The organism is Amycolatopsis sp. NPDC005961 (assembly GCF_040629235.1).
Taxonomy (GTDB): domain Bacteria; phylum Actinomycetota; class Actinomycetes; order Mycobacteriales; family Pseudonocardiaceae; genus Amycolatopsis; species Amycolatopsis camponoti.
Genome location: NZ_JBEXVF010000035.1, coordinates 20329 through 40107 on the forward strand (window position 1 = coordinate 20329; position 19779 = coordinate 40107).

The following is a 19779-nucleotide window of genomic DNA, read 5'->3' on the forward strand; positions in this document are numbered from 1 at the left end:
CTCATGGACTTCACCCCCTCCGAGGCGTCGGCCGACCTGGCCGCGCTGACCCGGCGGATCGTCACCGACAAGGCCACGCACGACCCGCACGGCACCGGCGGCTTCGACGCTCCACTGTGGACAGCCCTGGGCCAGGCGGGCGTCCTCGACGCGGCGCTGCCGTCGTCGCTCGGCGGCGGCGGGTTCGGCCTGCTGGAGCAGTGCGCGGTGCTCACCGAGATCGGCCGCGCGGTGGCCCCGGTCCCCTACCTGCCGTCGATCACGATGGCGGCGTCGGCGCTGGCGGAGTTCGGTACGCCGGAGCTGGTGGACCGCTGGGTGCTGCCGGTGTTGCGGGGAGAACGCGTTCTAGCGGTGGCGCTGTCCGGTTTCACCGCTTCGGACGGCGTGCTGTCGGGCTCGCAGACCGCGGTGCACTTCGGCGCGTTCGCCCACGGCTTCCTCGTGGCGGCGTCCGGCGAGGTCTTCCTGGTCGACGCGGCGGCGCCGGGCGTCTCGGTCCGGCCCCAGCAGACGGTCGACCACGCGGACGCTTGCCTGCTCGAACTGTCCGATGTTCCGGGGGTTTCGCTGGGCGACATCGGCGAATGGCTGCGCCTGCGCGGGACGGCCGGGGTGTGCGCGCAGCAGCTCGGCGTGGTCGAGCGGGCCCTGGAGCTGACGGCGGCGTACGCGGCGGAGCGGAAGCAGTTCGACCACGTGATCGGCGGGTTCCAGGCGGTCCGCCAGCGCCTCGCGGACGCGTACGTCGACGTCGAGGCGGTCCGGCTGACGTCCCTGCAGGCGGCCTGGCGGCTGGCGTCGGACCTCCCGTCGGCGGAAGCGGTGGCGACGGCCAAGTTCTGGGCGGCGGAGGCGGGCCACCGCGTGGCCCACACGACGGTCCACGTCCACGGCGGCGTCGGCATCGACGTGGACCACGAGGTCCACCGCTACTTCACGGCGGCGAAGCGCCTGGAGTTCCTGCTGGGCCCGGCCACCCCGCAGCTCCAGGCCCTGGGCACCGAACTGGCAGCCGACGCCTGACCGCCAACCCGCGTACCCGGACAGTCGGCCGACCCCTGCCGCGAGCTAGCTCGAAGCCGCGTAGGTCCAGAACTCGCGCATCAGCCGGGTCGGTTCCGGGCTCGTCATCTCGACCTGCGTCAGCAGGATCGTGACCGTGCCCGTCGCCGGGAGCAGGTGCCAGGCCGTTCCCGCGCCGCCGACCCAGCCGTAGCGGCCCGGGACCTCCCACGGCTGCGTCGCCTCGACGTCGACCGAGCCGCCGTACCCCCAGCCTTGGCCGTGCAGGAACACCCGCCCGGCCTCGCGCTGGGCCGGCGTCAGGTGGTCGGCCGTCATCCGGTGCACCGACTCCGCCGTGAGCAGCCGGTGGTCGCCGGCCGTACCCCCGTCCAGCAGGAAACGCGCGAACGCGAGCAGGTCGTCGGCCGTGGACACCAGGCCCCCCGCGCCGGACGGGAACGGCGGCGCCGCGCTCCAGCGCCCCTCCGGCGAGTCGATCAGCCGCAGCCCCGCCCCGCTCGGCCGGTACGCGCTGGTGAACCGGCCCAGCGCCGCGGTCGGCACGGCGAACCCGGTGTCGGCCATGCCCAGCGGCTCGAACAGCCGCTCCGCCAGGAACTCCGGCAGCGGCCGGCCCGACACCCGCGCGATCAGCACGCCCTGCAGGTCCGAACCGGTGTCGTAGAGCCACGCCTCCCCCGGCTGGTGCAGCAGCGGGACCTGCGCCAGCGCGGCCGTCCACTCGTCCGGCGCCAGGGCCCGCGGTGCCGCCGCCGGATAGCCGAGCACCTGCAGCAGCAGGTCGACCGCGGGGAGCGTCATGTCCGCCGCGAGGCCGTACCCGCAGCGGAACGTCAGCAGGTCGGCCACCGTGATCGGGCGGACGGCGGGCACGACGTCGTCGATCGGCCCGGCCGGCGTCCGCACGACCACCGGCGACGCCAGCTCCGGCAGCCACCGCGCGATCGGGTCGTCGAGGGCGAGCTCGCCGTCGTCGACGAGCAGCAGCACCGCCGCGGCGACGATCGGCTTGGTCAGCGACGCGATGCGGAACAGCGAGTCGCGCGCCATCGGCACGGTGCCCTCGGCGTCAGCCGAGCCCACGGCCGCCACTTCGACCAGGTCGCCCTGCGCGACCAGGGCCACCGCGCCGGGCAGGTCCGTGGCGTACTGCTTCAGCAGTTGGGTCAGCAAGGTTCAGTCCAGGGGGTTGATGGCACGCAGGCGCCGCGGGCCGGTGTCGGGCCGCGACGGCGGTGGCCCCAGCACGAGACGGGCGTTGGCGACGAAGGCGCCGTCGGGCGACGCGAGGATCGGGTCCAGCACCAGGGACCGCACCTCCGGGTTGTCCTCGGCGAGCGCGGCGACGCGCAGCACCATGTCCTGCAGGGCGGCGAGGTCGGCGGGCTCGTCACCGCGGTAGCCGGTGAGCAGCGGCGCCGTCCGCGGCTCGCGCAGCAGCGTGGCCGCGTCGACGTCGGTGAGCGGCACCGCCCGGTAGGCGCGGTCGCCCAGCAACGTGCTGACCAGCCCGGACAGCCCGAACGACACGAGCGTGCCGAACGACGGGTCGTCCTGCAGCCCGATCACGCACGACAGGCCCTTCGGCGCCATCCGCTGGACGTACACGTCGTCGTCATCGGAGATCTCGCGCAGCGTTTCGTAGGCGGTGCGCACCGAGTCCGCCGATGCCAGGTCGAGCCGCACCCCGGCCAGGTCGGGCCGGCCGCGCAGCCGCTCGTCGACGGCCTTCAACGTCACCGGGTAGCCCAGCTCGGCCGCCGCCGCGACGGCTTCGTCCACTGTGGACGCGACGCGGAACGGGACGACGTCGATGCCGTAGCAGCCCAGCAACCGCACGACGTCGGTGTCCGACAGCAGCGTCGTCCGGCCGTCCTCGCCTTCGAGGAGTTCGCGGACGATCACCTGCGCCTGTTCGGTGTGGATCCCCGGCGGCGTCACGAGCGTGCCCTGCGGGCGCTGCCGCCAGGCCGCGTACCGGACGATCCGGGCGAGCGCGTTCACCGCGCGTTCCGGGCTCGGGTACGACGGGATCGACCCGCGCGTCGGCACGCCGTCGTCCGTCGACACAGCCAGTTCGCGCGGCACGCCTTCGGCGGCGAGGAACGTCGAGACGATCGGCTTGTGCTGGCCCAGTTCGACCACGGTTTCGCGCAGGGTGCGCGCGTACGCCGTGCCGGGGATGGCCACCGGCGGCGCGAACACCACGACCAGCGCGTCGGCGTCCGGCGAGGTGAGGGCCTCGCCGACCGCCTTGGCGAAGTCGTCCGGCCCGGCTTGCGGGCCGACGTCCACCGGGTCGAACGCCAGCCGCAGGCCCTGCATCCGCGCGGTGTCGGCGGCCAGCAGCCCGATCGCGCTGGAGTTGCCGACGATCCCGATCCGCGGCCCGGCGGGCAGCGGCTGGTGGGCGAACACGAGCGCGGTGTCGAACAGCTGCGCCAGCGAGTCGACCCGGACGACGCCGGCCTGCTCGAACAGGGCCTGGACGCTGGCTTCGTCGATCTCCGTCGACGTCGCGGCCAGCTGCGGGCGCACCGCGTGCCGCCCCGACTTCACCGCGACGATCGGCTTCGTCCGCGCCAGTCGCCTGGCCAGCCGCGCGAACTTGCGCGGGTTGCCGAAGGACTCGAGGTACAGCAGGACGAGGTCGGTGTCCGGGTCGGTTTCCCAGTACTGCAGCAGGTCGTTGCCCGAGACGTCGGCGCGGTTGCCCGCGGAGACGAACGTCGACAGCCCGAGGCCGCGCGACTCGGCGTCGGCGAGGATCGCGGTCCCCAGCGCGCCGGACTGGCAGAAGAATCCGGTGCGCCCGCGGACGGGCAGGCGCGGGGCGAGGGTGGCGTTGAGCCGGACGCCGGGTGCGGTGTTCAGCACGCCGAGCGCGTTCGGGCCGACGACGCGCATGCCGTGCGCCCGCGCCTCGCCGACCAGCCGCAGCTCGGCGTGCAGGCCGTGCGGCCCGGCTTCGGCGAAGCCGCTGGACAGGATCAGCAGCGTCTTGACGCCCTTCGCGAGGCAAGCGTCCAAAACGGACTCGACGGACTCGGCGGGCACCGCGACGACGGCCAGGTCGACCGAGTCCGGGATGTCCAGCACCGACGGGTAGGCGCGGACACCGCGGACCGAGCGGTGCTCCGGGTTGACCGGGTAGACGGTGCCGGTGAACGCGGCGGCGAGGAGGGTCGCGAAGGCGACGTGGCCGACCTTGCCCGGCTCGGCGGACGCGCCGATCACCGCGACCGACGTGGGGTGCAGCAGGTTGTGCACGCTGCGCGCCTCGGCGGCCTGTTCCCGGGAGCGCGCGACCGCGAGGGACTCCTCGGTCGGGTCGATGTCGAACTCCAGGTGCAGCACGCCTTCCTCGAACTCGCGGCTGACCTGGTAGCCGGCGTCACGGAAGACCCGCACCATCGCGGCGTTCTCGGCGAGGACCTCGGCGACGAACCGCCGCAGCCCGCACTCCGCCGCGGCCGCGGCGAGGTGTTCCAGCAGGATCGAACCGAGGCCACGGCCCTGGTGCGCGTCGCTGACGACGAAGGCCACCTCGGCCGACGGCCCGTGGTCGAGCCGTTCGTACCGGCCGACCGCGACGATGTCGTCGCCCAGGAAAGCGGCGAACGCGACCCGGTCGTGGTGGTCGACGGTGGAGAACCGCTTCAGGTCCTTCTCGGGGATCCGCGGGTAGGCGCCGAAGTAGCGGAAGTAGCGGGTGCGCTCGGACAGCTTGCCGTGGAAGGCGACGAGGCCGTCGGCATCGGTGGGGACGACCGGGCGCAGGTGGACGGTGCCGCCGTCGGACAGCACGACGTCGGCTTCCCAGTCGCGGGGGTAGTCGAAGGGGTCCCGGCCGGCCATCGTCAGTCCCTGGGGTCGTCCGGGTCGAGCCCGTGCAAGGGGAAGACGGCCCGGCGGGTGTCCCGGACGGCGACGTCGACCGGGTCGTCCTCGCCGTCGCCCCACGGCTTGAACTCGGTTTCGCGGTCGTCGGTCATCGCTCGCGGCAGCTCGGCGTTCGGAGCGGCCTTGGTGACCGTTTCGACCCAGCCCGGTGGCAGCGGCGTCGCCGGGGCGACATCCCGGTCCAGGACGGTGGCGATCAGGTGCGTCCACGACCGCGGGACGACCCGGATCAGCTGGTACCCGCCCCCGCCGACGGCGATCCACTTGCCGCCCGCGTACGTCTCGGCGAGGTCGCGGAGGGTGGCGTAGATGGTGCGGTGCCCGTCGACGGACAGCGAGAGGTCGGCCAGCGGATCTTCCTCGTGCGAGTCGACACCGCACTGGGTGAACAGCAGCTGCGGCTCGAAGTCGGCGAGCAGGGAGGGGACGACGGCGTTGAAGGCACGCAGCCAGCCGGGATCCCGGGTCCGCGGCGGCAGCGGCACGTTGACCGAGGTCCCGTCGGCCTTCCCGCGGCCGGTTTCGGCGGAGTAGCCGGTGCCCGGCCAGAGCGTGAAGGGGTGCTGGTGCATGGAGATGGTGAGGACGCGGGGGTCGTCGTAGAAGGCGGCCTGGACGCCGTCGCCGTGGTGGACGTCGGTGTCGATGTAGGCGATGCGCTCGAAGCCGTGGTCGAGCAGCCACGAGATGGCGACGGCGCAGTCGTTGTAGACGCAGAACCCGGACGCCTGGTCGCGCATGGCGTGGTGCAGGCCACCGGCGATGTTGACGGCCCGGGTGGCCTCGCCTTCGGCGATCTTCCGGGCGGCGAGCAGCGTCGAGCCGACGACGAGGGCGGAGGCGTCGTGCATGTCGGAGAAGACGGGGTTGTCGGAGGTCCCGAGCCCATGCCCCACATCCCACCCGACGAGCGGCGCCTCCCGCACGGCGGCGATGTATTCGGGGGCGTGGATCCGGAGCAGCTCCTCGTCCCCGGCCCCGGAGGGGATGAGGAGCGGAACGTCGTCGAGCACGCCGAGCTCGGTGGCCAGCCGGACGGTCAGCTCCAGCCGGACGGGGTTGAACGGATGGTCCCCGCCCAGGTCATAACCGAGAAGGGCGGAGTCCCAAACAACAGCCGGCGACATGCGGTCGACTGTAGTGCCGATCGCGCCGGTCCGTGGACTCGGAAGTGCCGTGGCCCGGTTCGCGCGCTTCGCCAGACCCGCCGGGCGCGAACAGGCGATGCCGGAGTCGCGGTCGCGGGTGACACCCCGCCGCGCCCTGGCCGCTCTCACCCCTGTGTGGGTCGCGCACAGTGCCCCCGCCAGCGCCGGCGGGGGCTCGTCGCAGCAGAGTGCCTGTCGCCGTCGGCCAGGTCAGCCCGGGAGGGGGCCCGTCGCGGCGGGGCGTTCGGGGTCTCGGGACCAGTGGGACCACGAGCCCGCGTAGAGCCCCGCGCCCGGGTGGCCGGCCAGCTCCAGTGCCAGCACCACCGAACTCGCCGTCACGCCCGAGCCGCAGTACGCGCCGACCGGCTCGCCCGGGCGCAGGCCCAGGTCCGCGAACCGGGCGGCCAGCTGGTCGGGCGCGCGCCAGTGGCCGGCGTCGTCCGTGTGGGCCGCGAACGGTGCGTTCACCGCTCCCGGGATGTGGCCGGCGCGCGGGTCGACCGGCTCGGTCTCGCCCGTGTAGCGGGGCGTGGCGCGGGCGTCGAGCAGCAGGCCGTCCCGGGCCAGCGCCGCCGCTTCGTCCGCGTCGAGCACCGGCATGCCGCCCGGACGGACCGTGAGGTCGCCCGGCTCCGGCCGCGGCTCCTCCGTGCTCACCGGGTGGCCGCCGGCGGTCCACGCAGCGTAACCACCGTCGAGCACCGCCACCTCGTCGTGGCCGGCCCAGCGCAGCAGCCACCACGCCCGCGCGGCGACCGAGCCGTCGGCGTCGTCGTAGACCACCACCGGCGCGCCCGTCCGCACCCCGGCCGCGCGCAGGTCGCGCTGCAGGGCGGCCGGGTCGGGCAGCGGGTGCCGGCCGCCCTCGCCCGGCTCGCCCGCGAGCACGTTGTCGAGGTCGGTGAACACCGCGCCCGGCACGTGGCCTTCGCGGTGGGAATCGGCGCCGGGCGGGCCGGCGAGCCGCCAGCGGACGTCGAGGACGACGGGCCGGTCCCCGGCCGGGCCGGCCAGCGCGGCGGCGAGGTCGGTGGTGCTGATCAGCGGACGCATGCCTCCCATCTTCCAGCGGCCGCCCACCCGGCCGCGCCGGGGTGCGGACATATCCGTCACGGGCGAGTCGTTATCTCCAAGGCCCGCCGCTGCTGTCGGGGTCAACGACTACGATGAGCAACGCGGACGAAGGGGACAGCGTGAACGATCTCATCGACACCACCGAGATGTACTTGCGTACGATCTACGAACTCGAAGAAGAAGGTGTCGTCCCGCTGCGCGCCCGCATCGCCGAGCGCCTGCAGCAGAGCGGCCCGACCGTGAGCCAGACCGTCGCCCGCATGGAGCGCGACGGGCTGGTCGTGGTGGCCGACGACCGGCACCTCCAGCTGACCGACCACGGCCGCGAACTGGCCATCGCCGTCATGCGCAAGCACCGCCTGGCCGAGCGCCTCCTCGTCGACGTCATCGGGCTCGAGTGGGAACACGTGCACAACGAGGCGTGCCGGTGGGAGCACGTGATGAGCGAGGCCGTCGAGCGCAAGCTGGTCAAGCTGCTCGACCACCCGACCACCTCCCCCTACGGCAACCCGATCCCCGGTCTGGACAAGCTGGGCGACGGCGACCCGGCCCCGCCCGCCGAGGCCGACCTCGTCCGGCTCGACGAGTTCGCCCGCACCGGCGGCGGCCGCGTCGAGATCCGGCGCATCGCCGAGCACGTCCAGCTGGACGAGTCGCTGATGACCGAGCTCAAGTCCGTCGGCATCGTGCCGGGCGGCACGGTCACCATCGGCCGGGCCAACGGCGGCACCGTCGAGGTCACCGGCGGGGACACCACCGCCCAGGTCGCCAGCTCCGCGCTGCACGCCGTCCTGGCGCTGGCCAGGTGAGCCCGGCCTCGGAGGCCGCGGCGGCGTTCCGCACGGTGCACGGCGGCGAGCCCGCCGGCGTGTGGTCCGCGCCGGGGCGCGTCAACCTGATCGGCGAGCACACCGACTACAACGACGGCTTCGTCCTGCCGTTCGCCCTGCCGCACCGCCTGGCCGCGGCGGCGTCCCCCCGCGAGGACGGCGTCCTGTCCGTGGCCACCCTGGGCGACGACGGCCAGCTCCAGCGCTCCGGCGACCTCAAGATCACCGACCTGGCGCCGGGCACCGTCGACGGGTGGGCCGCGTACCCGGCGGGGGTCGCCTGGGTACTGCGCGACCAGGGCTTTTCGGCCGGCGCGGACGTCGTCATCGCCGGGGACGTGCCTTCGGGGGCGGGGCTGTCCTCCTCCCACGCGCTCGAGTGCGCGGTGTCCCTGGCGTTGCTGGGCCTGGCCGGGCTGGAGCTGGGCGCGCCCGGCGACCGCGTCCCGACGCGGCCCGAGGTCGCGCGGTGGGTCCAGCGTTCGGAGAACGACTTCGTCGGCGCGCCCACCGGCCTGCTCGACCAGACGGCCTCCCTCTGCTGCACCGAGTCCCACGTGCTGTTCCTCGACGTCCGGTCGGGTGAGCAGGAGCAGGTGCCGTTCGGCCTGGCCGACGCCGGGCTGCAGGTGCTGATCATGGACACCCGCACGAAGCACTCGCACGCCGAGGGCGGGTACGGCGAGCGCCGCCGCGGCACCGAGCGGGCCGCCGAGCTGCTCGGCGTCAAGGCGCTGCGCGACATCACCGTCGAGGGGCTCTCCGCGGCCCTCGACCGGCTGCCCGAAGACCTGGTGCCGCTCGTCCGGCACGTCGTCACCGAGAACCAGCGGGTCCTCGAAGTGGTCGAGCTGCTGCGCGCGGGCCGGCTGGCCGACATCGGCCCGTACCTGGACGCCTCGCACGTCAGCATGCGCGACGACTACCGGATCTCCACGGCCGAGCTGGACCTCGCGGTCGACTCGGCGCGGGCGGCCGGCGCCCTCGGATCGCGGATGACCGGCGGCGGTTTCGGCGGCTCGGCGATCGCGCTGGTCCGCGACGCCGACCTGGACGGGGTCAAGGCGGCCGTCGAAGCGGCGTACGAGAAGGCCGGCTACCGGCGGCCGCGGATGTTCACCGCGGTGCCCTCCCGCGGCGCCGGGCGCGACGAGCTCTGAGGCCGCGCGGGTCCGTGCGGGGCAACCCCCGCGCGGACCCGCGCGTCGCCATGGGGGAAGACTGAGGCTTGTTCGGGCCGGCCCGTCGCGCCCCGCGTGCGGAGCGCCGGTCGGCACGAATGGCAGGCGACGGGCGACGGCTGGACAAGCCTCACCGTGGCGGACAGTCACCCTCGGCAGGAAGGCCTGGAAGTGTCGGAGCAGAGCAACGCCCTGAAGCTGGTCGTCACGGGCGGAGCCGGGTATGTCGGCAGTGTCTGCGCCGCCCGGCTGATCGAGGCCGGGCACCAGGTCACGGTCGTCGACGACCTGTCCACCGGGCACGCCGACGCCGTCCACCCGGACGCGCGGTTCGTCGAGGGCGACGCGGCGGAGGTGGCGGGCAGCCTGCTGCGCGAGGGCTTCGACGGCGTGCTGCACTTCGCGGCCAAGTCGCTGGTCGGCGAGTCGATGACAGAGCCGGCGAAGTACTGGGAAGGCAACGTCGTCACGTCGCTGCGGCTGCTCGAGGCCATGCGCGAGCACGGCACGCCGCGCCTGGTGTTCTCCTCGACCGCGGCGACCTACGGCGAGCCGGAGCAGTCGCCGATCCCGGAGTCCGCGCCGGCCCGGCCGACCAACACCTACGGCGCGACGAAGCTGGCCATCGACCACGCGATCACCAGCTTCGCCGTCGCGCACGGGCTGGCGGCGGTGAGCCTGCGGTACTTCAACGTCGCGGGCGCGTACGGCGCGTACGGGGAGCGCCACACCACGGAAACCCATCTGATTCCCCTCGTCCTCCAGGTCGCCACGGGCGACCGCGAACAGATCAAGATCTTCGGCGACGACTACCCGACGCCGGACCACACAGCGATCCGCGACTACATCCACGTCGCCGACCTCGCCGACGCGCACCTGCTGGCGCTGAAGCACGCCACGGCGGGTGCGCACCGCATCTACAACCTGGGCAGTGGCACGGGGTTCTCCGTTCTCGAGGTGATCGAGGCGTGCCGCGAGGTGACGGGCCACCCGATCCCGGCCGAGGTGGCACCGCGGCGGGCGGGCGATCCGTCGGTCCTCGTGGCGGCCAGTGACCGGGCACGGGAAGAGCTGGGCTGGAAGCCGGAGCGGACCGAGCTGACCGGGATCGTGCGGGACGCCTGGGAGTTCACTCAGGCTCGGTAGGGCTGAGGTTGGCGGGGCTTGGTCGGCTGCGCGCTTGTGCAGTGGCCGGCAAGCCCTGAGCGATCCCGCGGGCGAGCCCGGGCAATGCCGGACCGGAAGCCTTCGCGCCGACCGGGATCGTGCGCGACGCTTGAAAGCTCACCCAAGCCCGGCACAGCTAAGGCGGCCTGGGCACTTGGCGACCGCCGCCCCACGCAGCGGCCAGCGAACCCGACCGATCCCCCGGGCCAGCACCGGCATCGCCCGACAGGAAACCGCAATCCGCCCAAGCTGACCGGAAGTGCGCCCAACACCTGGAGTTCACCCGGTCCAAAGGGCTGAGGCGACCGGGACGCTTGGAAGGCCGCCCCCACCACGCAGCGGTCGACAAGCTTGAGCAATCCCGCGCGCGAACGCGGGACCGGAAGCCTTCGCCCGCCCGAACCGACCAGGATCGAGCGCGATGCCCAGCACGTCACCCTGGCCCGGCACCCAAGCGGAACCCACGCCGACCTTCACCCCGGCTCCGGCGCCGCTCAAGGCATTGCTCGTGAGTCCTCCGGACCTCCGCACGCGGCCCCCAGTGGCAGACACACGCCGGGCTCGGTGAAGTCCGTGGGATCCAAGCCAAAGCCGGACAACCCGGTCGGGTCCGCCGCCAGTGCCAGGCCCAGCAGCTGTTGCGGCGACATGCCGTGGTTCAGCACCGTCCACAACAGCCTGGCCAGTACGTGGTTCGGTCTCGCCTCCAGCGCGTTCTCCAAGGCCATGCCCGCGAACGTGCCGTCGCCGCGCATGAAGGCCGTGTAGCCCAGCAGGGCCGCCGCTTCCGCGCGTTCCGGCGCTGGGAGCTCCTGGACGAGCGTCAGCCACAGGCGTTCCGCCTCGCGCGCGGCCGGGGCGTGGGGTGGGACCGCCATCGCCAGGCACACGTCCCGGATTTCCGAGACCTTCAGTGCGTTCGCCAGCAGGACCGCTTCCTCGTCCGTCGGCGGCTCCGAGCCGCGCCGCTGACGCTCGAACGCCGCTCGGATCACCGAGGCCGCGTCGGACACGCACGTCGCGTCGGGCCAGGGCAAGGACGGCGTCATCGCCCTGGCCCGACGCGCGAGGGCTTCCGGGGAACGCGGAGCCAGCAACGCCTCCAGCTCGTGGCGGCTGTCGAACGCCACCGAGCCGCTTTCCGTCGCCATCGCCGCCATCACGGTCGCTCGGGGGTCCGGCAGCTTGCCGCCGCAGTCCGGGTCCGTGTAGCAGCCCCACGGCGCGCCTTCGGCGATGTCCGCCACCCACATCGCGTGCAGCACCGGGAGGCCGACCTCGCCGAGGGCGTCCGCCAGCAGCTCGACGAAGCCTGCGTGGGGTGGTGGGCTGCCGGGTCTTCGGCGGCCGCCGAGCACCACCACTGTCACGCCCGTGTGCTGGACGAGGGCGAACCGGGGGGCGAGGGCCCGGGCCTGCCGGGCGTCGTCCTCCGGGTGGGGGAGGTCGCCGCGCAGCACCAGGCCGAGGCGGTCGCCCCGGTGCCCGAGCAGGACGACGGAGTTCGCGGGCCGGAAACCGACCAGGTAAGGGAGCGCGGCCAGCAGCTGCGCGGAGCTTCGGAGGTCGACCGGCGGGCGGCCGGTCGGGGTGGCAGTGGTCATGCCTCCACTTTGGGGCCGGCCGGGGCCGGTGGGGGCGGTGGCGGCAAATCTGTGGATGGGCGGGGCCGATGTGGACGGAACCGGCCGGGAGCCGGCCGGGCGGCGGGTTCTTGTCGGTGGGGCGGGCTATGCTGCCCGGCCCCACCGACCGGTCCGGCTCAGCCGCAGTGCTCGAACCCGCTTTCGTAGGTGTTGCTGCCGACCGAGCCGCCCCACTTCACGCAGGTGGCTCCGGCCGCCTTCTTCACCGGCCCGGCGTAGTAGGTGAAGCTGCCGGAGTCGGTCACCCGCGCCGAACCCTGGACCTCGAGGAACGCCGAGACCGGGCTCGCCGTGCCGAGCGACGTCGCCTTCAGCGTCGTCACGCAGTTCGCCGCGGTCGAGGCGTTGTACAGCAGGTACGTCGTGCCGGACGAACCCGCCAGCGCCTGCTGGTCGACGACGGAGAAGCCCGAACCGCAGACCTCTTCGGCCGAGTACGGGTTGCCGCCGCAGTTGTTCTTGCTCGTGAAGTCCGTGTGCCCGTAGTACGGCACGGCGACGCCGTTCAGCTTCGCCTTCTGCACGACACCGTTCAGCCGCTCTTCGAAGTGCAGGTGCGGTCCGGTGACCCCGCCGGTCGCGCCCGCCTTGCCCAGCTCCTTGCCGCCGGCGACCGACTGCCCGACCGAGACCTCCTGGGCCGACAGGTGCGCGTACCGGGTGCGCCAGCCGCTGCCGTGGTCGACCTCGACCCACTTGCCGTAGCTCGTGCTGCCCTCGTCGGCCACCCGCGTCACCGTGCCGGACGCCGCGGCGAGCACCGGCATGCCCGTGATGCCCGACTTCTGGAAGTCGACCGAGTACTCCGGGCTGTGGCCGCTGAACGTCGCCGCGGTCACCGTGACCCCGCACTTGAAGGGCACCTGGAAGTTCGGCGCGGCGGACGCGGTCGCCTGCCCGGCGAGGGTGAGGCCGAGCGCGGGCAGCGCCGCGGCGGCGGCGAACACGGCGAGCCGTCGCAACCTGGACATGGGGGAACCTCCTGACGAACGGGACATCTCGACACCACACAGCGAAGCTCCTGTCGGTACATTTTCCGTACAAGCACCCGCGGAGGACACCCGGATGACGCCCCGACGAGCCAAGTTCCCCTCAGCACAGGGCTGGCTGCGCTGGGCGCTCATCGCGGTGCCGATGGTCACCGCGATGCCTCGCGCGCACGCGCTCGCCTGGGTGCTGATCGTGGTCACCCTCGCCCTGTCGATCCCGATGCCGTGGATCCAGGACCTCGGCGCCCGGACACCGTCGGCGGTCTTGGCGCTCGCCGTGATCGCGTCCGCGGGTGCGCTGTGGGTGGTCCTGCCCGGCAGCTGGGCGTCGGTGGCGATGTTCAGCACGACGTTCTTCGTGGTGCTGCGGCAGTCCCCGGTGCCGATCGTGCTGGCGGTCGCGCTGAACGCCGCGCTGATCACCGCGGTCTGGGTGATCCGCCAGGATCCCTGGGAAAGTGCCTTGTCGACGTACGCGGTCCTCGCCGTGATCACGCTGATGGGGCTGAACCGGCGGACCCGGCTGGCCCGGATCGAGCAGACCGAGCTGGCACTGGCCCGCGCGCAGACGGCGACCGAGGAGCACGCCCGCGCGGCGGCGCTGGCCGAACGCGCCCGCATCGCCCGCGAGCTGCACGACGTCCTCGCGCACTCGCTGGCCGGCCTGTCCCTCAACCTGCAGGGCGCGCGGCTCATGCTGGTGCGCGACGGGGCGAGCCCGGACGCCGTCGCCCAGGTCGAACGGGCCCAGAAGCTGGCGTCGGAAGGCCTCGCCGAGGCACGCAAGGCCGTCGCGGCCCTGCGGGAGGACGCCGTCCCGGTCGAACGCACGATCGCGGACCTGCTCGCCGCCTACCGGCTCGACAGCGGGGCCCGCGCGGACCTGACGGTCGAGGGCGAGCCGCGCGAGCTCGACCCGGCGGTCGGTACCGCCCTGGTCCGCGCGGTGCAGGAAGCGCTGGTCAACACCCGCAAGCACGCGACGAAGGCCGAGGTCGACGTCACCCTGGACTACAGCGCGGGCAGCGTCGCGCTGACCGTCGCCGACCGGCAGGGCAGGCGTCCGCCGGACGCACCGGCGGCAGGCTACGGTTTGCGCGGGATGAGCGAACGGGTCGCGCTGCTCGACGGGCGGCTCGAGAGCGGGCCGGGGGAGGACGGATGGCGGATTCACCTGACGGTGCCGGCGTGACGCTGCGCGTCGTGCTGGCCGACGACCAGGCGGTCGTCCGGGAAGGCCTGGTCACGCTGCTCGGGCTGCTCCCGGGCGTCGAGGTGGTCGGCGCCGCCGCCGACGGCCTGGCCGCCCTCGAGCTGGTGGCCGAGCACCACCCCGACGTCGTGCTCGTGGACCTGCGGATGCCGCGCTGCGACGGCGTCGAGACCACCGAGCGGATCCGCGCCGAGCACCCGGGCACCGAGGTCGTCGTGCTGACCACGTACGCCGACGACGAGTCGCTGCTGGCCGCGTTGCGCGCCGGCGCCCGCGGTTTCCTCACGAAGGACGCCGACGCCGAGGCGATCGCCAGGGCGCTGCGCTCGGCGGCCGCCGGACAGTCCACAGTGGATGGCGAGCTGCAGCGGCGGCTCGTCGAGGCCGCCACCCGCAGCACACCCACGCGGGTCAAGGAGATCGAAGGCCTGACCGCCCGCGAGATCGAGGTGCTGCGGCTGATCGCGGCGGGCCTGTCGAACACGGAGATCGCGCGCACGCTCGTGGTGAGCGAAGCGACCGTGAAGACCCACGTGAACCACCTGTTCACCAAGGCGCGGCTGCGGGACCGCGCGCAGGCCGTCGCCTTCGCCTACCGGACGGGCATCGCGGACTGACTCACCTCGCGGGCGGGATGTTCGCGTTGTGGTGGAACACGTTCCGCGGGTCGTAGTCCGCCTTGATCCGGGCGAGCCGTTCGTACTCCCCAGAACTCGCGCACCCACGCGCGGTCCGCGGCGAACGGCTCCGGTTCGGTCGCGAGCGAGTCGATGTTGATCAGGATGCTCTCCCGCCGCGGGCCGCCGAACGCCGTCGCGTCGTCGTCGACCTCCGTGAAGGCGCCGCGCATCGAGAAGGTCGGCATGATCGACATCGGTGAGGTCTTGCGCGGCAGGGCGTAGCCGGGCCGGAAGTGGTGACGCTCGGGGACGAACGGCGCCGGCGGCGCGTTGAGCCCGGCGACGAGCGCGCCCATCTCGCCGGGCAACGTCGCGAGGGTGCAGCCGGAACTCGAACTCGGTGACGACCCCGAAGTTGCCCCCACCTCCGCACAGCGCCCAGAACAGGTCGGGGTGCTCCTCGGCGGACGCGCGCAGGACGTCGCCGCCGGCCGTGACGACCTCGGCCGAGAGCAGGTTGTCGCAGGACAGGCCGTGCTTCCCGGTGAGCCGGCCGAAGCCGCCGCCGAGGGTCAGGCCGTCGACGCCGGTGTGGCTGATCGTGCCGCCCGGCACCGCGAGCGCGTGCTCCTGCGTGGCGGCGTCGAGCTGGGCCCACGTCGCGCCGCCGCCGCAGCGCGCGGTGCGGCCGGCGGGGTCGACGCTGATCGCGTCGAGGGAGCTCAGGTCGAGCACGAGGCCGCCGTCCACGACGGCCGGACCGCCGTGGTTGTGCCCGGCGGTCGAGGTCATGGCGAGTCCTCTCACAGCGGATCGAACGCACACAAGTCGCCTGACCTGCGAAGATCGTTACCGTCAGCGATCGTCACCACGGTCGGTGAGCAGCAGTCGCTGGGTGAATCCCGCCGCCGCGAGCCGGCCGAATGCCCGCTCGACCACGGGCGGGACGACCTGCGGGACCACGAAGCCGCGCGCGGCGTACTCGGTGATCCGCTGCGTCTCGCCGACGAGCATGCTGATCACGCGGTCGGCGTCCTCCTCGCCGCTGAGGTGGTCTTCGAACGACGCCGCTTTCGACGCGCACACGATGTCGATGCCGGGCCAGAGCCGCTTCGCCGTGGCGTAGGCCCGTCGCTGCTGGTACGGCCGCGTCACCAGCGTCACCGACCGGATCTCCCGCTCGGCGAGCAGCTTGCGGGTGAACACGATGTTCTCCCCCGTGTTGCGCGCCGCGGGTTCGACCAGGATCGCCTCGTCGGGCACGCCGAGCTCCAGCGCGATCTCGCGGTAGTGGACCGCTTCGCCGCGCGGGAAGCGCTCCACCGTCGTCGGCGCGTTGGCCCCGGTGAACACCACGAGCGGGAACCGTCCGGCGTGGAACAGCTCCGCCGCGTGGACGGCGACGCCGGGATCGCGGCTGCCCAGCCCGATCCCGGCGTCGGACCGCCGGGGCTCGTGCCGCAGGTCGTGGTAGTCCCACAACGTGCGGACGTCGGCGTCCAGGTACTCCGGCAGCATCAGCCGAACGCGGCTCGCAGGGCCGGCTTCCCGCCCGTGACCGGGAGCGTCACCGACGTCTTGGTCAGGTCGAGCGCCAGTCCCGCGCCCGGCTTCGGCCGCAGCGTGTAGTCGTGGTCGCTGGACGCCAGCAGGAACTCCAGCCGGTGGCCCGCCGCGAGGATGTAGTCCTTCGGCATCAGCTCGACGCCGATCCGGTAGGTCTGCCCGGGCGTGATCGGCTCGGTCCGGGCCGGCGACGTGCGGTTCTGCGGGTCGGTCCAGCCGCGGCTGATGATGTGGGATGTGCCGTCGGCGGCGCGGTCGAGCAGGATCACCGAAACGTTCGCCGCGGGCCGGTCGAACGCCAGCGCCAGGTCGGCCCGGACGGTGCCCGAGAGACGTACGGACTGCTTCGCCGCCGAAGTGGCGTACAGCAGCCGGTTGCCCGACGACGCCAGGCCAGCCAGCTGCTCGACCGTCTTCGACGAGTCGTCGGCGAGCGTTTCGACGGCCGCCGTGCCCGGCACCGGGTTGCGCGTGTCGATGGCGCCCTTCGACCGGCCGCCCGGCCACGGGTACACGCGGACGTCGGCGGTGCCCGGCGCCGGCCAGTCGGCCTCGTCGGTCCACGACAGGTCTTCGCGCTGGATCGTCGCCTTCGGCTCGTTCTGGATGCCGTTGTCGATCCCGTAGAGGTAGTGCGACATCCACTTGTTCAGCGTCGTGAGCCAGACGTCGCGCCGCAGCGAGTACGGGTCGGCGTGGCCGGACTGGTGCAGCCAGATCTTGTGCTCGACCCCGTGCGCCTTCAGCGCTTCGTACCACTCGGCGACCTGGTCGGTCTTGACGTTCCAGTCGTTGAGGCCGTGCACCGCGAGGACCGACGCGTGGACCTTCGCGACGTCGTTGCGGTAGTTGCGGACGTCCCAGAACGGCGTGTAGTCGCCGGTGACGCGGTCCTGGTCGCGGGTGAGCCCGTCGATCACCGCGCGGCAGACCTGCCGGTCCGCGCGGGTGTAGACGTACTCGGCGAGCACGTCGGCGTCCTCGCCCTGGTAGCCGCCGGCGGCCACGACGGCGCCGTCGTTGCGGTAGTACTGGTACCAGCTGGAGATGGCGGCGATCGGCACGATCGTCTCGAGGCCTTCGACGCCGGTGCTCGCGACGGCGTTGGGCAGCGTCCCGTTGTAGGACACGCCCATCATGCCGGTCTTGCCGGTGCTCCAGTCCGCCTTCGCCGCGGCGCCGGCGGCGTCACGGGCGGGTGTGCGGCCGTTGAGCCAGTCGACGACCGAGCGGGCGCCGATCGTCTCGTTGACGTCACCCGTGGTCGGGCAGCCGGTCGAGAGGCCGCTGCCGAGCGATTCGCCGTACACGACGGCGAAGCCGCGCGCGGTGAAGTAGTCCTGGTAGCGCCAGGTGATCGGGGCGGCCGGGCCGACCCCGTGCGCGGCGACGCGCGGGCCTTCGGCTTCGCGGGCGTACCCGGGCGCGGACAGTTCGACGTCGACGTCGTGGTTGGCGACGTCGTTGCCGCCGGCGTAGTACGGGCTCGCCTGGTAGACGACGGGGACCTTCAGGCCCTGCTGCGTCGCGCGCGGGCGCACGACCTGGGCGTGGACGAGGTCGTCCGTCCCGTCGTGGTCGCTGTCGACGGGCGCGGTGACCCAGACGTCCTCGCGGACGACGTCGGCCGGGTCGAACACGGGCTGCGCCTGGCCGCCGGTGAAGACCGGGCCGGGTGGATCGGCGGCTTCGGCGGTGACCGCCGTGAGCGGCAGGGTGGCCAGTGCGAGGAGCAGGACTGCGGTTCGTGCGGCTTTCACTCAAACCCCCAAGCCGGGCGAAGCGGACGACTGTCGAGACTTCCGCCCCGGCCTCGGGAGTGTCAAGAGACTAACGTCGGGGGCATGCCGACCGTGGAAGCGCCGATCGCCGCCGTGACCGTCTACCCGCAGCAGGCCCGGATCACCCGCCGGGGCAAGGCACCGCTCGACGGCGGGCCGCGCCTGACCTTCGCCGGGCTGCCGCCGGGCCTCGACCCGGCGTCCGTGCGCGTCACCGGCACCGGTCCCGCGCTGATCACCGGCGTCGACGTGCGCACCGAACAGCACGCGACGCCGGCCGACGCCGCGTTGCGCGCTTTGGTGGAGCAGCGGCGCGCGGACCAGGCGACGCTCGACGGCGTCGTGGACGACGAAGCGGCCGAAACCATGAAGGTGGATTTGCTGACTTCGCTCGCGAAGCGCAGCGGCGGCAGCTTCGCGAAGGCGCTGGCGGCCGGAACCGCCGAGCCGTCGCGCGTCGCCGAGGTGACCGACGCGCTGAGTGCGCGGCTGGCGTCGGCGTTGAAGGCCCGGCGGGTGTTGAGCGAGCGGATCACCCGGCTGCGGGAAGACCTCGCCGCCTTGGATCGGCGGATCGAGTCCCACCGCGCCCAGTCCTATCAGGACAGTACGACGGTCGTCGTGGAGCTGGAGATCGCGGATCCGTCGGGGTCGGCCGAGCTGGAACTGTCCTATGTGGTCCACGGTGCGAGCTGGCAGCCGGGCTACGACGTCCGCGTCCGCGACACTTCCGTCACCGTGGTGTCGTACGGCTTGGTCAGCCAGTACACGGGCGAGGACTGGCCGGAGTGCGAACTGGCCCTGTCGACGGCGCGGCCGGCGATTTCGGTGGTCGTGCCGGAACTTTCGCCGTGGTACCTGGACCGCGTCCACCCGGTCCCGGCGACCCCCGCGGCGGCGTACGGCGGTTCGGGCGGCGGGATCCCGGAGGGTTCGCGAATGCGGTTCGCGGCGGCTTCCGCTGCTCCGATGGCGCCGAAGTTCGCCGCGGTCGAGCAGGGGACGACGGCGGTGACGTACCGGCCGTCGCGTCCGGTGGCGGTGCCTTCCGGGGCCGAGGGGCATCGGACGACGTTGGCCGAGCTTTCGCTGACGGCGGTTTTGGGTTACGTGACGGCACCGCTGTTGGCCGAAGAGGCTTATCTGCGGGCAACGGTCGTCAATACGTCTTCGTTCGCGTTGCGGCCCGGGCGCGCTTCGGTTTTCCACGACACCGAGTTCGTCGGGACGACGACGTTGGACGCGTGGGCGCCCGGGGAGGAACTGGAGCTGGCGTTGGGGGTGGACGACCGGATCCGGGTCGAGCGGGAGCTGGTTCGGCGAACGGCGTCGAAGGCGACTTTGTCGGGGCAGAAGCGGCGTGAGGCGGAGTACCGGATTTCCGTCACGAACCACGGGCCGCGCTCGGCCGAGGTCACGGTGCTTGATCAGGCACCGGTTTCCCGGGACGACACGATCACGGTGCGGGATGTGAAGACTTCGCCGGAGCCGGTGGAGACGTCGGCGCTGGGTGAGCTCACGTGGAAGCTGACGCTGGGGGCGGGCGAGAGCAAGACGGTGACGTTGTCCTACCGGGTGGATGTCGCGAAGGGCGTGGAACTCTCCGGCTGGCGCGAGTAGCCCGGACCG

The 19779-nt window shown here is 73.0% G+C and carries 16 protein-coding genes and 1 pseudogene; 7 read left to right on the forward strand and 10 right to left on the reverse strand.

The window, feature by feature from the left end:
- The first annotated feature begins 3 nt into the window (after positions 1-3).
- Entirely contained in the window at positions 4-1026 is a 1023-nt protein-coding gene (locus ABZ342_RS27805; protein WP_360478780.1) for an acyl-CoA dehydrogenase family protein, read from the forward strand.
- Between the two features lie 45 nt (positions 1027-1071).
- On the opposite strand, the gene ABZ342_RS27810 is transcribed toward ABZ342_RS27805, so the two are convergent.
- The 4 genes from ABZ342_RS27810 to ABZ342_RS27825 all read right to left on the reverse strand — a co-directional run bounded on the left by ABZ342_RS27810 (position 1072) and on the right by ABZ342_RS27825 (position 7136).
- Entirely contained in the window at positions 1072-2202 is a 1131-nt protein-coding gene (locus ABZ342_RS27810; protein WP_360478783.1) for a serine hydrolase domain-containing protein, read from the reverse strand.
- A gap of 3 nt (positions 2203-2205) precedes the next feature.
- Positions 2206-4887, reverse strand: a complete 2682-nt coding sequence (locus ABZ342_RS27815) for a GNAT family N-acetyltransferase (RefSeq protein ID WP_360478786.1) — start codon at positions 4885-4887, stop codon at positions 2206-2208.
- A gap of 2 nt (positions 4888-4889) precedes the next feature.
- Entirely contained in the window at positions 4890-6059 is a 1170-nt protein-coding gene (locus tag ABZ342_RS27820; RefSeq protein WP_155542104.1) for an acetoin utilization protein AcuC, read from the reverse strand.
- A 231-nt stretch (positions 6060-6290) separates the two neighbouring features.
- The gene (locus tag ABZ342_RS27825) at positions 6291-7136 is read right to left on the reverse strand and encodes a sulfurtransferase (protein WP_360478789.1); all 846 of its coding nucleotides are present in this window, start codon (positions 7134-7136) and stop codon (positions 6291-6293) included.
- Positions 7137-7249: 113 nt separating this feature from the next.
- Here ABZ342_RS27825 and ABZ342_RS27830 point away from each other — a divergent pair, with 113 nt between their 5' ends.
- The 3 genes from ABZ342_RS27830 to galE all read left to right on the forward strand — a co-directional run bounded on the left by ABZ342_RS27830 (position 7250) and on the right by galE (position 10314).
- Positions 7250-7966, forward strand: coding sequence for a metal-dependent transcriptional regulator (locus ABZ342_RS27830; protein WP_284741136.1), 717 nt, complete (start codon positions 7250-7252; stop codon positions 7964-7966).
- Positions 7963-9147 carry a galactokinase gene (galK, locus tag ABZ342_RS27835; protein WP_360478792.1) on the forward strand — a complete coding sequence of 395 codons (1185 nt, stop codon included), beginning with the start codon at positions 7963-7965 and terminating at the stop codon, positions 9145-9147. Before ABZ342_RS27830 ends, galK begins: the two co-directional genes overlap by 4 nt.
- 192 nt (positions 9148-9339) lie before the next feature.
- A complete protein-coding gene (galE, locus tag ABZ342_RS27840) occupies positions 9340-10314 on the forward strand; it encodes a UDP-glucose 4-epimerase GalE (protein ID WP_360478795.1) in 975 nt (324 codons plus the stop codon).
- 515 nt (positions 10315-10829) lie between these two features.
- On the opposite strand, the gene ABZ342_RS27845 is transcribed toward galE, so the two are convergent.
- Together ABZ342_RS27845 and ABZ342_RS27850 are read right to left on the reverse strand one after the other, a co-directional pair.
- Positions 10830-11939, reverse strand: a complete 1110-nt coding sequence (locus ABZ342_RS27845; protein WP_360478798.1) for a DUF4192 domain-containing protein — start codon at positions 11937-11939, stop codon at positions 10830-10832.
- A gap of 158 nt (positions 11940-12097) precedes the next feature.
- A complete protein-coding gene (locus ABZ342_RS27850; protein ID WP_155542098.1) occupies positions 12098-12952 on the reverse strand; it encodes a M23 family metallopeptidase in 855 nt (284 codons plus the stop codon).
- Between the two features lie 94 nt (positions 12953-13046).
- Here ABZ342_RS27850 and ABZ342_RS27855 point away from each other — a divergent pair, with 94 nt between their 5' ends.
- Both ABZ342_RS27855 and ABZ342_RS27860 read left to right on the forward strand, forming a co-directional pair.
- Positions 13047-14162 carry a histidine kinase gene (locus ABZ342_RS27855; protein WP_360478801.1) on the forward strand — a complete coding sequence of 372 codons (1116 nt, stop codon included), beginning with the start codon at positions 13047-13049 and terminating at the stop codon, positions 14160-14162.
- A complete protein-coding gene (locus ABZ342_RS27860; RefSeq protein WP_360478925.1) occupies positions 14159-14800 on the forward strand; it encodes a response regulator transcription factor in 642 nt (213 codons plus the stop codon). The genes ABZ342_RS27855 and ABZ342_RS27860 overlap by 4 nt, the downstream gene beginning before the upstream one ends.
- A 1-nt stretch (position 14801) precedes the next feature.
- Here the strand turns inward: ABZ342_RS27860 and ABZ342_RS27865 are convergent, their stop codons facing one another.
- The 4 genes and pseudogenes from ABZ342_RS27865 to ABZ342_RS27880 all read right to left on the reverse strand — a co-directional run bounded on the left by ABZ342_RS27865 (position 14802) and on the right by ABZ342_RS27880 (position 18129).
- Entirely contained in the window at positions 14802-14867 is a 66-nt protein-coding gene (locus tag ABZ342_RS27865) for a BBE domain-containing protein (protein WP_360478928.1), read from the reverse strand.
- A 464-nt stretch (positions 14868-15331) separates the two neighbouring features.
- Positions 15332-15595, reverse strand: a pseudogene (locus ABZ342_RS27870) (FAD-binding protein); the annotation flags it as partial.
- A gap of 63 nt (positions 15596-15658) precedes the next feature.
- The gene (locus ABZ342_RS27875; protein ID WP_155542095.1) at positions 15659-16321 is read right to left on the reverse strand and encodes a YdcF family protein; all 663 of its coding nucleotides are present in this window, start codon (positions 16319-16321) and stop codon (positions 15659-15661) included.
- A complete protein-coding gene (locus tag ABZ342_RS27880) occupies positions 16321-18129 on the reverse strand; it encodes a Xaa-Pro dipeptidyl-peptidase (RefSeq protein WP_360478805.1) in 1809 nt (602 codons plus the stop codon). Before ABZ342_RS27880 ends, ABZ342_RS27875 begins: the two co-directional genes overlap by 1 nt.
- 84 nt (positions 18130-18213) lie before the next feature.
- On the opposite strand from ABZ342_RS27880, the gene ABZ342_RS27885 reads away from it, so the two are divergent.
- Complete coding sequence (locus tag ABZ342_RS27885; RefSeq protein WP_360478808.1) at positions 18214-19770, forward strand: DUF4139 domain-containing protein; 1557 nt, start codon at positions 18214-18216, stop codon at positions 19768-19770.
- Positions 19771-19779 lie beyond the last annotated feature (9 nt).